This is a genomic window from Lacrimispora sp. BS-2 (genome assembly GCF_040207125.1).
GTDB lineage: Bacteria > Bacillota > Clostridia > Lachnospirales > Lachnospiraceae > Lacrimispora.
Genome location: NZ_CP157940.1, coordinates 4421713 through 4437928 on the forward strand (window position 1 = coordinate 4421713; position 16216 = coordinate 4437928).

Consider the following 16216-nt stretch of genomic DNA (forward strand, 5'->3'; position numbering starts at 1 on the left):
CACTGAGTACAGAGAAAGACTGTTGCATGAGATTTGCGAGGAGCTTAATAATGATAGCGAAAGAGAAAAAAATGGAAGTTATTTTATGGGGACTGGGGACTAATGGAAAAAACTTGATAGATGTTTTGGATAAGGGAACGGTTGTAGCTATCATTGATACAAAAGCAGAAGTACTAAATTTAAAGTTCTATCAGGAAATTCCAATCATTGATTTTAATACTTATTTAAGCCAATATAGGGAATATTTTATCATAGTGACACCAATGATCTGTGAATCAATAGTAAAATCTTTAGAGGATAATTTTATTGAGGATTACTTTTTGCAAAGTAAAAGTTGTATGGCATTATCCGCTTTTTTAGATGTGAAACATGATACGTTTATTAATTCTCATAAGCTCAATGCAAATAACCATTATTATATATATGGTATCGATTTTTTTGGTCTGTATTTGTATAAGTATTTAATACGAAATGATTTTAAAGTGGACTTTCTTTATGCTGATAAAAAACAAAAGTTAATGTTAGAAAGATTAAATAAGAAAAAGATAATTGACAAATTTTCGAGTATAACTAAAGTTGAGGAGAACGATTTTATTATTCAGATACAAAAAAGGAGTTTCGTATATAATAGATACTTAAATATATTAGATTATAAATCACTTAATGAAAAATTTTATTCAAAGTGGAAAACTAATTTAAGAAAATTTAAAGATTCTCAAAGTAGAAAGCGAATTTTTATTATTGCAACGGGTCCGAGTCTTAGAATAAGCGATTTGGATATGCTGCAAAAAAATAATGAATTAACAATGAGCATGAATCAAATATACCATGCATTTGAAAAAACAAACTGGCGACCGAATTACTATGTTATATCAGATGGGTTTGCAATGCGTGATTATGAAAATTTAAAAGAGAAGGGAAGATGGTTTAAAAACACGGAAAAATTTTTTAGTGATAATTATTTGAAATTTTGGAATAATCAGCTTGATGATAGTTACCATTGTTTTCGACAAATGCAAAGTTCACCAGAAATAGGATTTAGTTCAGACATCTCAGATGTCGTTTACAGTGGGTTAACAGTAGTGTACTCATGTTTACAATTAGCTACTTATATGGGATTTAAGGAAATCTTTTTATTGGGATGTGATTTTTCTTTTTCTCCGCAATTTGATTCGGATAAAGATCATTTTTATGGTTCGCATGAAAGTGTCTTAACAGGAGGATATACATTTAACTATGAGTTTGTTCAAAGGGCATATGAAAAGGCAAAAGAATATTCAGAATTGCATGGGATAAGTATTTACAATGCAACTCGTGGGGGAAAGCTTGAAGTGTTTAAGCGAGTAACGTTTGATGACTTGTTTTTAGACCGTAAGGAATAGGGACGTGAAGATATTAGAAGTAATTCTAGAAAAAGATAATTCACAGGGATATCAAATAAAAATATACAGTTATTAACTGGAAAGCCGATGATTTGTTATTTATTAATAATACATTAGACTCTGTGTGTATAACAGATATTATTGTTACTAAAAGGTTTCTATAATAAGGAGATTAAAATGTTACAGGAAATTAAGGGGTTTAAAAAGCCATATGTAATAGCTGAGGCAGGTTGTAACCATATGGGGCAGATGGAAATTGCCCACGAGCTAATTAACATGGCTGCTATTTTCTGCAAGGCAGATGCAATCAAATTTCAAAAGCGATGCTCCAAAGACTTATTGACAGAAGAACAGTATAATGCACCACATCCTCATCCAGAAAACGCTTTTGGTGATACTTATGGAGCGCATAGAGAGTTTTTGGAATTTACGGTAGATCAACATGCACAGTTAAAGGAATGGTGCGAACAGGTGGGGATTACATATTCAACATCAGTGTGGGACTTGACTAGTGCAAAAGAGATAACGGGATTAAAACCTGAATTTATAAAAATCCCTTCGGCATGCAATACTCATTATGAGATGCTTCAATGGCTATGCGACAATTATATAGGAGAAATACAGTTGTCTTTTGGAATGACAACTCATAAGGAAGAGGAAAGAATTATTCAGTTGTTTGAAAAAAATAATCGTGCCAAGGATTTGGTTCTATTTAACTGCACATCAGGATACCCGGTTCCATTTAAGGATGTATGTTTGCTTGAAATTTCCCGTATGAGAGAAAGATATGAGCAGCGCGTGAAAAAGATAGGGTTTTCAGGCCATCATTTGGGTATTGCTATTGACGTAGCTGCCTACACCCTTGGAGCCAGTGTATTTGAACGGCACTATACTTTGGAGCGGACATGGAAGGGGACTGATCATGCAGCGTCCCTTGAACCCGATGGTATTAGAAGACTTGTGAGAAATCTAAGAGCTACCTGTGATGCGCTGACATACAAGAATGAGGAAATTTTGCCTATCGAGCAGGTTCAGAGAGAGAAACTAAAGTATAGGAAAGACTGACTTTAGGAATAACCAGTATTTTTCAAAAGTATACACTAAATGCGGATGCAACTATTTTGGATATTATAAAAGGAATAGTAAGAATTTTAATAAATGAGGGATGGAGAATTATAAATGAATGCAGCATATATTCCTGTGAGAGGTGGCAGCAAATCTATTCCGTTGAAAAATGTAAAGATAATTGCGGGAAAGCCTCTGGTATATTGGACAGTGGTGGCTTCATGTGGATGTGAGTATATAGATAAGGTCTATGTAGCAACTGATAGTAATGCTATTGGGGCAGTGGTTGAGAGTTTTTCAGATGAAGGATTTATTGGTTGTGAAAAGATAGAAGTAATAGACCGGTCAAAGGAGACGGCTAGCGATACTGCTTCTACGGAGTTGGCTATGCTGGAGTTTGCAGATAACTATACATTTGATAATATCGTGTTGGTTCAAGCTACATCACCATTGCTGACAAGTGCAGATCTCAATCGAGGGTTTGATACATTTTATGAAAAAGATGTTGATAGTGTAATTTCAGTTGTTAGGCAAAAAAGATTTCATTGGTCTATAGATAATGATGGTTTTGCATACCCCACAAATTATGATGTATATAGTCGCCCACGTAGGCAGGATTTTGATGGTTATCTTATGGAGAATGGAGCTTTTTATATTACCTCTAAAGCTAATCTTCTTAAAAGTAGAAATCGTGTCTCTGGCCTTATCAAAGCCGTGGAAATGAATGTAGATTCTGCCTTCGAGATAGATGAAGAAAGTGATTGGGTTATTGTGGAATCACTTATGGAAAAGAGCGGCATAGTAGCAAAAGGCAAGCTACAACATCTCAAGATGTTTCTTACTGACTGCGATGGTTGTCTTACAGACGGAGGTATGTATTATTCTGAAAATGGCGATGAACTAAAAAAATTTAATACAAGAGATGGATATGGATTAAGTTTGCTTAAAAAGCATGGCATAATTCGAGGCATTGTTACAAGTGAAAATGTGTCATTAAATCAAAGACGTGCAGAGAAATTACAGCTGGAAGTTTATGAGGCTGGATGCTTAAACAAGCTTGAGATAATCCAAAAACTTTGTGATCAATATAATATATCCATGAATGAAGTGGCCTATGTAGGAGATGATCTTAATGATCTAGAAGTAATAAAGGCTGTAGGATTAGGATGTTGTCCAGCAGATGCTCATGATGAGATAAGAAAAGCAGCAAATTATATTTCTCCTATAAAGGGTGGGTATGGTGCCATTAGGGATATAATAGAATATATTTTGCGAACAGGCTGGTGATATGATGAAAATACTTGTCTTTGGTGCAGGAGTTTTTTTTGTAAACCGAAAAGATATATTATCAAAAGAAGAAATCATTGCATTTATTGATAATGATGTAAATAAATGGAATAAAAGAATTGATAATATTCCTATTGTCCCCCCAAGTCATATAAAAGAATTTTCTTATGACAAGATAATTGTTTTGAGCAGACAGGTAGAAGCGATAAAAATGCAATTGATCAAAGAATTTGCAATTGATGAAGCATTAATATTAGATTTTGATAGATATTGTGAATACCGTGTAAAAAATCAGGTGTTATGCGAGCTAAAAGTGTACTATCAAAAAAAACAAAATCTTTTTAGCAAGAATAAAAAAAGAGTTCTTATCATTGCCAATGTATTAAACTATGGCGGAGCTTCGCTAGCTGCTTTTTATGCTATCTTAGCCTTAAGGGAAAAGGGGATTGATGCTGTAATCGTTGCCAGGAAAGCGGATAAGCGTTTAATTTATGAAATGACAAATAAGGGTGTTCCTGTATTTATCCAAGAATTGATAGGTTATTGTGTATGGGAACAAATAAGCTGGATAGAGCAGTTTAATTATATTATAGTAAATACTCTTCAGCTTGGGAGAATAATAAAGGAATTGATTTATAGGAAACCTGTTCTGTGGTGGATCCATGAATCAAGAATTGAATATGAATATTTAGATAAGGGTATTATAGAAAGTTTAGATAGTATGAATATAGAAACATATGTTGTAAGTGATGTTGCGTTTCGTACATTTCGTCAATATTTTCATAAGATAAACGCAAATATCCTTCATTATGGTATACCTGATAATAGCTATGCCAGTATTCGGTTTGCCACAGGAGTCAAAACAGTATTCGCCGTGATTGGAGCTATTGCTTTTATTAAAGCACAAGACATTTTTTTGCAGGCAATTATGCAGCTTACGCAAGAAGAACGTAATAAATCAGAATTTTGGTTGATTGGTGCATGCCCGCCAGAAAACCAATATGGAACTTCTGTTTTGAAACAGGCGGGAACAATTCCCGAAGTTAAATGGTTAGGAGAATTGAATCGTGAGGAGATTGAAAAAGTATATAAAAGTATTGATGTTGTAGTTGTACCATCCCGCCAGGAAACTATGTCAATAGTTATGACAGAAGCTTTTATGTATGGAAAAGTCGGAATTGCATCTAATGCAATAGGGATGGCAAAATATATAGAAGACGAAGAAAATGGGCTTATATTTGAAAATGAAAATGCAAATGATTTGCTAAAAAAAATGTCTTGGGTGTTAAATAATAAAAGCAAATTAAATTCCATAAGTAAGAAAGCAAGGCTAATATATGAAAAACATTTTACTTTGGAAGTATTTGGAGACAGATTGAAAACAATCATAGATGATTTAAAGTAGGTGTTCATAGGAGGTTTCATGGTTAAGGTAAGTGTTATTATACCAGTATATAATTCAGGTAAGTATATTAGAGATTGTTTAGACAGTGTACTTGATCAAACCCTGAAAGATATAGAAATAATTTGTGTTAATGATGGATCTTCTGATGATTCCCTTGAAATATTAGAAGAGTATGCTGGTAAAGATAAACGATTAATAGTCATCAATAATGTAGAAAATGCAGGAGTGACAAAATCAAGAAATATTGGCTTGGAAACTTCTTTGGGTGAATATATCTTTTTTATTGATAGTGATGATTGGATAGGTATTGATTTAATTGAAAATTTGTACAGTCTAGCTTGTGAGTTCAAGGTAGATGCGGTTTTGGGTGCAATGACCCTTGTCTGGGAAGGAAGAAGTGAAGAGCGACCTAATCGGCTTAAAGAAGGATTGTATGTAGGAGAGGAAAAAGTAAGTTCTCTTCAAAATATTTATGATATAGATAATAAAGAACAAATGTTAAAATGGAGTATTTGGGGAAATTTGTTTAAGAAGAACAAATATTATAGGCATCAGATAAAAGTAGATGAAAGGATTAAGATAGGAGAGGATATAGCGGCCCTTATTCCTTTTATCATGGATTCGAAGAGTATTTATCTTACTAATATTACTTCCTATTATTACAGACAGCATGGAGCCTCAACAATACATAGTAATAGTTCCAAAGCTATGGATTATTATTACTTGTGGGAATATTTAAAACCGTATTTAGAAAGTAAACCCATAATAAAGCGCCAGATAAAGCACATTTGCTGTGCAGGAATAGAAATTGATTATGTTAATATTCTTAATTTGAAAAAACAAAATTTTTATATGTTTCCATATGAATTGATACCGCCCCATTCGAGAGTAGTTATTTTTGGAGCGGGTTTAGTTGGACAAGCTTATTATCGTCAATTAAAAATCAATAATTATTGCAAGGTGGAATTGATGGTGGATAATAATTATGAAAAAAATGCTGATGAGAAATATCCTGTCGTTTCTCCGAGTCTTATAATAAATACTACATATGATTATATTTTAATTGCAGTATTGAACGAAGAACTTTCAAAAGAAATTTATAATCAATTATTATGTGTTCATGAAGTGCCTAAAGATAATATAATCACATATATTCCGAAGATGATAACGGACTTTATAGATTTAAGGTGGCAATGTTGATTTTCCTAAGTTTAGTGAACAAAATATAATATAGGGGAATTTCTGATGAAGGATATAAAAACGATTGCAATGTACTTACCCCAGTTCCACAGGACACCTGAAAATGATCAGTGGTGGGGAGAAGGATTCACAGAATGGACAGCAGCAAAAGGTGCGGATAAGCTGTTTGAGGGGCATTACCAACCAAGAGAGCCTTTAAACGATAATTATTATGATTTGTTGCAGAAGAGAACTATGAAATGGCAAGCGGATTTGGCATTAAAATACGGTTTGGATGGTTTCTGTTTTTACCATTATTACTTTAAAGACGGACGGAAGATATTAGAAAAACCAGCAGAAAATTTACTGAATTGGAAAGATGTTAATATGCCTTTTTGTTTTTGTTGGGATAATACATCATGGGCGCGGTCATGGAGTAAATTAGGGGATAAATTTACATGGTTTGAAAATGAAAAGGAACTCTCCCCCGAAGGGGATGGCATTCTTTTAGAACAAAAATATGGGAGAGAGAAGGAATGGGGAGATCATTTCAAATATCTACTTTCATTTTTTCAAGATAACCGTTATATCAAAGTAGACAATAAGCCTGTTTTTTTAATATACAAGACGGATGAGATGGCCTGCTTTACAGAAATGATTGATTACTGGAATAAATTAGCTAAAATAGAAAACCTGGGAGGTATTTTTGTTTTAGGAATAAATAGCAGCAATGAAAAAATTGGAATGGATGCAGTCCTTTTTAGCGGACCAAGTGCTTATTGGAATCCGATAATAAGTAGTAATCATTTAGAGTGTGAATATAAAAATGGTGTTAAATGCTTTGACTATGAAGCCATATGGAAGAATGTAATGATTGCTGGTGGAAAAAAAAGCATAAAAACGTATTTTGGGGGATTTGTAGATTATGACGATACGCCTAGGCGGGGAGGGCAGGGAGTAACTTTTATCAATACATCTATTGAGATCTTTCAAGAATATCTTTACAAGTTGGCTCAAAAGAATCTATCACAAAAAAATGAATTCCTATTTATTAATGCTTTTAATGAATGGGGAGAAGGAATGTACCTTGAACCGGATAAGAAAAGGGGATATGCCTTTTTGGAAGCACTTAAATCTGTTAAGGAGAAATTAAAAGCAGATACTCAGGAGGATAAGGTAGAATTAACATTGGTTGAGAACAGCGATAAAGGATCCTCGGTAAATGTGGAAGATATAAACGCTGATTTGTGGAAACGATATAATAAGTTTAAAGAGTATTATTATTTGTTACATCGTTGGATGCAATTAAAGGAAGAAAATGTTAATCTTAGCAGGTATTTAATGAAGCATGGTTATAATCGAATTGCCATTTATGGATTGGGTGTTATGGGCAAGCATTTGATGGAAGAATTGAAACAGACGGAAATCAGGGTATTATATGCTATTGATCAAAATACGCAAATGGTATATCCGGGTGTTGAGATAAAAAGTGTGGATGCTTGTCTGCCTCAGGTTGATGCAATCGTTGTAACAGCGACGTTTGATTATGATGTGATTTGGGCTAAGTTAAAAGAGATGGTAGATTACCCTGTAGTTTCGCTGGCGGAAATATTGAATGAAATATAATAGCATTGATTTGAATGACATGAGAGGCTGCTTGTGCGAACATTTCGAATTCGAGGTATACCCAATCTGTATATGAATACCATTAGTCTATAATAATGATACCATCGAAGAGTGACCTGGCTGACGAAAGGAAGGCAGACAAGTGACAAATACTAATATACCGAGGAATAAATTGTTAACTGTTGTTGTACCTGTTTATAATACAGCACAGTATTTGAGAAAATGTATAGAAAGTATTATCAATCAACAATATAAAAAATTGGATGTTATTTTGATTAATGACGGCTCTACAGATGGATCTGGGGAAATATGCGATAGCTTTTTGCATATGGATAGCAGGATACGTGTTTTTCATAGAAAAAATCAGGGATTAGTAGTTGCAAGGAAACTGGGGGTGGAGTTGGCCCAAGGAGATTTTATTACCTTTGTTGACAGTGATGATTGGATAGAATCTGACATGTATTCTCAGATGATGGCTGCCTATATGGAATTTGAGCCTGATATGGTGACATCTGGACTTACTATAGATAATGATAATAAAGTTAACTATGAAATGGATAGAATGCCAGAAGGTCTTTACGAATATGAAGATATAAAAAAGAAATTGATTCCACGTATGATGCATGATGATCTATTGGGAAAAAGGGCAATTACATCTTCTGTGTGTAATAAAATATTTAAAGTGGATTTACTTAAGGAGATAATTTTAGATTTAGAGGAAAGTATTACTTATGGAGAAGATGCTGCAATTACATATCTATACATTGTTAGAGCATCAAAGGTAGTAGTGCTAAATAATAGCTGGTATCACTATATTATCCATTCTAATTCTATGGTTAGGCATTATGAAATAAATTCATTTGAACGAGTTTATCAATTTTATAGTTATATGAAGAAAAAGTTTTTAGAACTTGGTTCTTGGAATCAAATGGAAATGCAGGTAAAGAAATATACGAAAGTTTTTCTCTTTCAGGCAACGCAAGATATATTTGATATTTTGGTGGAAGAACCCATATACCTTTTTCCATTTGAACTTATTGAAAAAAGAAGCCGTGTAGTGATATACGGTGCAGGAAAAGTCGGGACTTCTTATTGCGAGAGTCTTTTAAAAAGTGGATATGCAAGATTGCAGGGTTGGGTCGATAAGAATTATAAAACATTGACAACAAAGAAGCATATTATTGAGTCGCCTGATATTTTACAAGACAGAGAAGCAGACTATGTAGTAATAGCTATAGAAAATAAGGGAGTAGCTTCGGAAATTCAGGGATTTTTAGAAAGGTTAGGCGTTGAAAAAAATAAAATTGTATGGCGACCGCCGGTTCGACTGAATTAATAATCGTTGAAAATCATTCGAATTAGAATTTTCTGATTATTAGTTTTTAGGAAGTATAATGGAGGAGTAAGATGATTAAAGTTACTATTGTTTTGCCGTTACATAATTCAAAAACATACGTGGATGAATGTATTAAAAGTATAGTGAATCAGACATTGCAGGATATTGAGATAATATGCATCGATAGTGGCACGGATGAAACTTCAAATATAATACAGTCATACGCTGGGAGTGACAATCGAGTCAAATATATTTATGACAGTAATACAAGTTATGGATATAAAATCAATAAAGGAATAACCTTATCTCAAGGAAAATATATTGCAATCATTGAGTCTGATGATTATGTAAGAGACGACACGATGCAAATATTATATGAGTTAGCAGAGAAAAATCAAGTGGATTTTGTAAAAGCAGATTATAAAAAATTTATTGATATTAATGGAAAACGGGTAGAAGCAGGTGTAGAGAATATTCCAAATCAAACATTATATAATCGTGTGATAAATTTGAAGGAAGAACCGGAGATTAGAAATTATATTGGATATAGTATATGGGCGGGTCTGTATCGAAAGGAATTTTTGATTTCTAATGAGTTATTTATGAATGAAACTCCGGGAGCTTCATATCAAGATACAGGATTTGCAATATTAATAACTCTTATGACGCAAAAATTATATTTTACAGATCATCAACTTTATAGGTATAGAATTGATAATAATGATTCTTCGGTAAAATCTCAAATGAAATACAAATGCATTATAGAGGAATTTTGCTGGATAAAGGAACAAATGCAGTTTAGAAGTTTGAATAAAGTAGAAGATATTGCTTTTTATAAAAATAAAAAGCTTGTTTCATATTTTTGGAACTATCAAAGGCTGTTGCCTGAATATCAATTAAAGTTTTTAAATGAAATTCAAGAAGAAATGGAAAATGATTTTTTTTCGGAATCACCTTACATGGAAACGGTATCAACTCAGCAATTGGAAGAAATAAAAATATTGCATGGTGATGTTGCGGCAATCAATGAGTTTGAACGAAGCAGATTAACAGCACAACAAAACTTCGAGCAAGTAGTTGCAATTCTTAAAAATGAAAAAGAAATTGTTATCTTTGGGGCAGGACGATATGGAGAAGTTGTGGTAAAGTTGAGCAATATATTGAGTAAGAATAATGTTGTGGCAATTTGTGATAGTGATAAACAAAAGCATAACAAAGAAATTGCGGGATTAAAGATAGGAGATCCGCAAGAAACAGTAATAAAACATAAGAATGCCTTTTATATAATTGCAAATAAAAAGCATAGTGAAGAAATTTCATTTCAGTTAAGAAAACATGGAATTTTACAGGAAAAAATATATGCAATAAAAGAGATTCCTGGTAAATCTGCTCTATTAGAGGCTGTTTTAATGTTACCAGAAATTGTGGGAAAAGGCGTGTAAGAATACAAAAGGGGGACATAAGAATATGCGTACATTTATCAAGGAACAGCTCATAAATCTACTAGATTCTATGGGGCAATTACAAAGTTCATTACCCATGATGACGGATAAAGAACAAATAATCCAAATGCTTGCAGATTGCCAAGATGCAGCCATTGCAGTAGGAGAAGCGCTGGAAAAGGATTCATCAGATCATGAACTAATTGTCTCTCTTCTTGAAGAATACTGTGAAGAAGCCTTTTGTCTGTCGGAATCGCAAGAAGAAACAATTTGCAAAGATAAGATATTAGTATTAGATGGACACACAAATAGAGTAAAGTCCTTACTAGCGGAGACTTCTACCACTTATCATGTAGTCTTTATGCCCTACAAAGCTTCTATGTGGGATAGCTTGGAGAGCATCTGGCGTGCCTGCAGAGAGGATGAGCGGTGTGAATGTTATGTGATGCCCATACCTTATTACGAATTCAATTCAAAAACTAATAGATGGATATATCACTATGACGGGGAGCAGTTCCCGGAGGAAATTCCTGTTGTCCATTACCATGATTATTCATTGGAGCAGGATCGTCCCGATGTGGCTTATATTCATAATCCTTATGATGATTGCAATCTGATCACGAGAGTGGATTCTAGATTTTATTCTGAGGAACTAAAACAGCATATCAGAAAGTTAGTGTATGTGCCCTACTATGTCACTGGTGGATTGATTGCCGAAGAACATTTGGAATTGCCTGTTCATCGCTATATGGACTACATGGTAGTGCAGTCAGAATATGCCAAGAGCTTTTGCAAGGGTATGTACTATTATGATAAAATCCTGCCTTTGGGTTCGCCTAAGTTGGATCGGGTAATCAGGCTTTGCCAGGAAGGAAGTGATATACCTGAACAGTGGAAGCCGTTCCTGAATGGGAAAAAGATCTTGATGTTGAATACCAGCATTGGGTGCTTTTTACAGGAGGGAATTCTTTATCTGCAAAAAATTAGGAGTCTTTGCAAAGCAATAAAAAGTCAGAACAAAGTGGCACTAATATGGAGACCCCATCCTCTACTGGAAGCAACTATCAAATCCATGAGACCTCACTTGTTGGCTGAGTACAATAGCTTAAAAGAATATTTTATAGACAATAAGATAGGCATATTGGATGAAACTCCAGATATCTCGAGAGCAGTAGCCATATCCGATGGCTACATAGGTGAAGAGAGTACTTCAGTAGTTAATCTATTTGGAGCAGCAGGAAAACCAATTTTTATCCTTAATAATCACATCACAAATACTTTTGCAGAAGAGGAGAAAAGAAAAGTCCATATTGTAGATATGGGAAAACAAGGGGATAAGCTATGGTTAACAACCAACCGCTATAATGCCCTAATTTATACGGATGCCAGTATGCAGCAGATGCACTACATAGATCGTGTGAAGGAACAGCCCAAATGGTACGGTGCCTATCCTTTTTTTGCAGCGGCAGGAAATAGACTTTTTCTTTCTCCTAGTGTTGCCGGGCGTCCGGCAGTATTTGATACAGATTCCCAAAAGATCGAGCTGATTGGGGAAGAAAATATGGAAGAATGCGCGAGGCGCGGCCAAATTGTAACTTATAGCAATAAGGTATTTTATCTTCCTGTGGTAGATGATTATATCGCAGAGCTTAATACAGATACAAGGGAATGGAAATATCATACAGAATGCATACAAGAACTAAATAAAGAAAACATCGTTGGGCGGGAAGTGACGTTTCGATGTTCAGTATGCGGCAAGGACATATGGATTAGTGCTACCTATACTAATTGCATCCTTCGGTTTGACATGGAGGATGGAACATATACGCTCTGTCCTGTAGGAAATAAGGAAAATGGTTATTCTGGAATCATAGCAGAGGAGCGATGTCTATGGCTTACCGAAGTAAACAACGGCAATATCATCAGATGGGACAGGCGTTCTGGAAAGGTCAAAACTTTCCATATGCCGGAAGGTTTCCGCTCTTGGCCAGGTACCGTACAGGGCAGAAGTTTGCCTCACTTATCCTTAATAGATATGGGAAAATGGGTAGTGACTGTTCCTGGGTTTTCTAACTGCATGGTAAAATTAGACAAAACAACAGGAGAAACAACTCTTTTGATTGAAGACTTCTGGAAGAATGCGGAAGAAAAGGCGAACGGTTATAATCCGAATTTTTTCTTGTCCAGTGAGTTTGGCGCAAAAATGGACCAGGATGTTATAATAGTACAGAGAAATTGTGACGATGCCGCTGCCATAATTCATGTAGAAGATGAAACATATGAAATGTTCTATCCTACCCTTACCGAAAAAGATTTCGCAAAACTGACAGAGGGCGAAGATGGCTTTGAAAAGATGGAAAAAAAGTACGGATTTTTCCGAAGAGAAAGCAAAATATTCTCATTTGAAGGCTTTTTAGAGGATCTGGTTCATGATAGATTGAAAGATGTCCGGGTAAGGCAGCTAGAAGAATTATCCACACTGGCCGCTAATTTGGATGGAAGCTGCGGTGTAAAGGTGCATGAATATATGATGGATGTCTTGGAAAATAAAGAGTAATAAAAGGTTTTTTGTGTGGAGGCAGCTATGAATGTGGACAAGATAATTTGGGATATACCCAAAGGACTGCTTAACTGGTATGATTTTTTTGCGGAAGGAAAGGTTCTTTGCATTGAGGACAAGGAAAGCAGTATCAAAGAACTTTTACAGGAAAAGTGCAAGGAGGTTATCTGTGCAGATGGAATGGCCTCTTTATGTGAAGGATTTTTAAACCAGCATAGAAGCAGCTTTGACTATATTGTAGCAATCGGCATGGCAGAGCGCCTTGCCGATCCAGTGCAGGCTCTTTCCGCATGGAGAGGTCTGCTAAAAAACAGCGGAAGGCTGCTTCTTGGTATGGATAATCGTTTGGGTCTTCGTTATTTTTGTGGTGATAGAGACCCCTTTACCAACAGAAATTTTGATGGAATTGAGAATTACCGCAGGGTCCTTAAAGAGGATAGGAAGAATTTACAGGGGCGCAATTATTCCAAAGAGGAAATATGCAGTATATTGAATTTATCCGGGTGGACAGATCGGAAGTTTTATTCAGTTTTGCCGAACCTGGAATTGCCGCAGCTGGTTTATTCTGAGGATTATCTTCCGGCAGAAGAGTTAGACATCCGGCTTTTTCCTATGTACCACTACCCGGATTCCGTATTTCTCGAAGAAGAATTTCTATATAAAGACATCATTAAAAACGGAATGTTCCATACGATGGCCAATTCTTTTCTAATAGAATGCTCCAAAGACAATACATTTGAAAATGTAAAGCATGTGACTGTTTCCATGGATAGAGGCAGAGAAAATGCCATGGCAACGATTATCAGAGATAATAATATTGTAGAGAAACGTGCATTGTATGAAGAAGGAAAACGTAAGCTGCAAGAACTCAAGAAAAATGAGGAAGATTTGAGAACCCATGGATTAAATGTCTTGGGAGGGAAATATCATAATAATTCTTACTGTATGCCTTACATGGACAGTGAAATATCAGTTACTTACCTTCGCAGGCTGGCGAAAGAAAACCTGAATCAATTTAAAGAAGAAGTAAATCGATTTCGAGATTTCATTTTACAGTCTTCTGAGCATGTAGAGACAAATGAAACCCAGAAAGGACTGGGGATTCTGCTAAAAAGAGGATATGTGGATCTGGTTCCTCTTAATTGCTTTTATGATAACGGAAAATATATTTTTTATGATCAGGAATTCTATGAAGAAAATTATCCAGCCAACGCCATTATATTTAGGGCAATTGAAATAATTTATGCGGGTAATCCGGAGATGGAGGCAATACTTCCGAGAAATTACTTTTATGAGAAGTATGGCTTGAAAGATAATCTGGAGTTGTGGTATCGTATGGCTGTAGAATTTACAACAAAGCTAAGAAACCAAAGAGAATTAAGAAGTTTTAATGAAAAATTCCAGCGTAATATGGAGACCATTCACACAAACAGGCAAAGAATCAATTATTCTGCCTCTGAGTACCAGAAGATTTTTGTAGATATATTCCGAGATGCAGAGAAAAAGAAGATTATCCTTTTTGGTTCAGGAAATTTTACAAAGCGTTTTCTTGCACAATTTCAAAAACAATATGAAATTTATGCTATCGTAGATAATAACCAGTCCAAATGGGGAAGCAGGCTGGAAGGGATTGAGATTCTGTCTCCTAAAATCATTGAAGAAATACCGAAAGAGGAACGCAGGATTATTATATGCATAAAGAACTATGTTGCCATTGTGCACCAGTTACAGCAAATGGGAGTGGTAGATTATTGTATCTATGATACGAACGCAGAATATCCCAGAAAACAGGAAATGATACCATTATCTGTCAAAGTCAAAGATTCGCCGCCCAAAAAGTACCATACCGGGTATATTGCAGGAGTATTCGACTTATTTCATATAGGGCATCTAAATATGTTCAAAAGAGCAAAAGAACAGTGTGATTATCTCATTGTGGGTGTAGTAACGGATGAAGGTGTCAGGAAACATAAAAAAACTGAGCCGTTTATTCCGTTTGATGAAAGGATAGAGTTAGTCGGTTCCTGTAAATATGTGGATGAAGCAGTTGAGATACCACTTAACTACGGTGGAACCAGAGATGCTTATAAAATGTACCACTTCGACTGCCAGTTTTCAGGAAGCGATTATATTGATAATCCCGACTGGCTAGGAGAGAAAACTTTTTTAGAAAAACAAGGTGCTGACCTGATATTTTTTCCGTATACAGAGGGAACAAGCTCTACTAAAATAAAGAGCATGATAGAAAGATCTTTGATGTAAATTTGATACCCTGGTTTTGGCTGGACGTTCTGTTTTGGTAACAGAACGTTCCTGGCCAAAATCAGGATTTTTTTATTTGTACCACTTTCTTAAGATTGATAGAAATTTTCCTGACAACTTTCTTGACAAAATCTGCAAATAAATGTAGAATATAGTAAGAAAAATTACAGAAAAATAGGGAAAAACAAAAAAACCTGTCGAAATTTAACTGAAAAGGGGTAATTTTTTTGTAGCGAAAGACAATTCCCAGAGAACCAAAGGGGATGAAAGTGAGGAACAATCGGATGAATGGCATATTTGGGAATAGCATTTCAATGGCTGAAAAAACTTTGGATTATCTGTGGTCAAAGCAGCAGGTAACGTTGAATAATATTGCTAACGGAGAAACTCCAGGCTATAAAGCTCGTTATGTAACGTTTGAGGACGAGTTCCGAAAACGTTTGCTGGCTGGAAAAGAGGGTACGTCAAGAGACATTGGGAAGGCCATAAGCAGTTCCAGACATTATATCCATGAAACAAAGGACGAATCAGCAAGATTGGACGGGAATAATGTCAACATGGATGTAGAGAATGTGGAACTGGCAAGAACGAATCTTCAATATCAGTATCAGCTGAACGCATTGAACAGTGAAATTAGCAGGCTTCGTACTGTTATTAAAGGTTAAGACGGGA

11 protein-coding genes are annotated in these 16216 nt (G+C 35.1%); all 11 read left to right on the forward strand.

Translation table 11 applies throughout. From position 1 onward, the window contains the following. Positions 1 to 50: 50 nt before the first annotated feature. Positions 51 to 1382 carry a 6-hydroxymethylpterin diphosphokinase MptE-like protein gene (locus ABFV83_RS20635; RefSeq protein ID WP_349946604.1) on the forward strand — a complete coding sequence of 444 codons (1332 nt, stop codon included), beginning with the start codon at positions 51 to 53 and terminating at the stop codon, positions 1380 to 1382. Between the two features lie 177 nt (positions 1383 to 1559). After that, on the forward strand, positions 1560 to 2447 hold the full coding sequence (locus ABFV83_RS20640; protein ID WP_349946606.1) for an N-acetylneuraminate synthase family protein: 888 nt from the start codon (positions 1560 to 1562) through the stop codon (positions 2445 to 2447). A 114-nt stretch (positions 2448 to 2561) separates the two neighbouring features. Continuing rightward, positions 2562 to 3734 (forward strand): N-acylneuraminate cytidylyltransferase, encoded by a 1173-nt coding sequence (locus ABFV83_RS20645; protein ID WP_349946607.1) that lies wholly within the window; start codon positions 2562 to 2564, stop codon positions 3732 to 3734. Position 3735: 1 nt separating this feature from the next. Then, positions 3736 to 5139, forward strand: coding sequence for a glycosyltransferase family 4 protein (locus tag ABFV83_RS20650; RefSeq protein WP_349946609.1), 1404 nt, complete (start codon positions 3736 to 3738; stop codon positions 5137 to 5139). A gap of 18 nt (positions 5140 to 5157) precedes the next feature. Further along, entirely contained in the window at positions 5158 to 6339 is a 1182-nt protein-coding gene (locus tag ABFV83_RS20655; RefSeq protein WP_349946611.1) for a glycosyltransferase family 2 protein, read from the forward strand. A gap of 45 nt (positions 6340 to 6384) precedes the next feature. Then, complete coding sequence (locus ABFV83_RS20660) at positions 6385 to 7944, forward strand: glycoside hydrolase family 99-like domain-containing protein (RefSeq protein WP_349946613.1); 1560 nt, start codon at positions 6385 to 6387, stop codon at positions 7942 to 7944. Positions 7945 to 8086: 142 nt separating this feature from the next. Next, on the forward strand, positions 8087 to 9280 hold the full coding sequence (locus tag ABFV83_RS20665) for a glycosyltransferase family 2 protein (RefSeq protein WP_349946615.1): 1194 nt from the start codon (positions 8087 to 8089) through the stop codon (positions 9278 to 9280). Positions 9281 to 9351: 71 nt separating this feature from the next. After that, positions 9352 to 10722 carry a glycosyltransferase gene (locus ABFV83_RS20670; protein ID WP_349946617.1) on the forward strand — a complete coding sequence of 457 codons (1371 nt, stop codon included), beginning with the start codon at positions 9352 to 9354 and terminating at the stop codon, positions 10720 to 10722. A 25-nt stretch (positions 10723 to 10747) separates the two neighbouring features. Beyond that, positions 10748 to 13279, forward strand: coding sequence for a hypothetical protein (locus ABFV83_RS20675; protein WP_349946619.1), 2532 nt, complete (start codon positions 10748 to 10750; stop codon positions 13277 to 13279). 27 nt (positions 13280 to 13306) lie between these two features. Beyond that, positions 13307 to 15544, forward strand: coding sequence for an adenylyltransferase/cytidyltransferase family protein (locus ABFV83_RS20680; RefSeq protein ID WP_349946620.1), 2238 nt, complete (start codon positions 13307 to 13309; stop codon positions 15542 to 15544). A 284-nt stretch (positions 15545 to 15828) separates the two neighbouring features. Further along, positions 15829 to 16209 carry a flagellar basal body rod protein FlgB gene (flgB, locus tag ABFV83_RS20685; protein WP_349946621.1) on the forward strand — a complete coding sequence of 127 codons (381 nt, stop codon included), beginning with the start codon at positions 15829 to 15831 and terminating at the stop codon, positions 16207 to 16209. The last annotated feature ends 7 nt before the right edge of the window (positions 16210 to 16216 follow it).

Coding starts and splice junctions, on each gene's coding strand:
- ABFV83_RS20670 (WP_349946617.1), top strand. CDS start 9,352: ATGATTAAAGTTACTATTGTTTTGCCGTTACATAATTCAAAAACATAC.
- ABFV83_RS20640 (WP_349946606.1), top strand. CDS start 1,560: ATGTTACAGGAAATTAAGGGGTTTAAAAAGCCATATGTAATAGCTGAG.
- ABFV83_RS20680 (WP_349946620.1), top strand. CDS start 13,307: ATGAATGTGGACAAGATAATTTGGGATATACCCAAAGGACTGCTTAAC.
- ABFV83_RS20655 (WP_349946611.1), top strand. CDS start 5,158: ATGGTTAAGGTAAGTGTTATTATACCAGTATATAATTCAGGTAAGTAT.
- ABFV83_RS20675 (WP_349946619.1), top strand. CDS start 10,748: ATGCGTACATTTATCAAGGAACAGCTCATAAATCTACTAGATTCTATG.
- flgB (WP_349946621.1), top strand. CDS start 15,829: ATGAATGGCATATTTGGGAATAGCATTTCAATGGCTGAAAAAACTTTG.
- ABFV83_RS20635 (WP_349946604.1), top strand. CDS start 51: ATGATAGCGAAAGAGAAAAAAATGGAAGTTATTTTATGGGGACTGGGG.
- ABFV83_RS20650 (WP_349946609.1), top strand. CDS start 3,736: ATGATGAAAATACTTGTCTTTGGTGCAGGAGTTTTTTTTGTAAACCGA.
- ABFV83_RS20645 (WP_349946607.1), top strand. CDS start 2,562: ATGAATGCAGCATATATTCCTGTGAGAGGTGGCAGCAAATCTATTCCG.
- ABFV83_RS20660 (WP_349946613.1), top strand. CDS start 6,385: ATGAAGGATATAAAAACGATTGCAATGTACTTACCCCAGTTCCACAGG.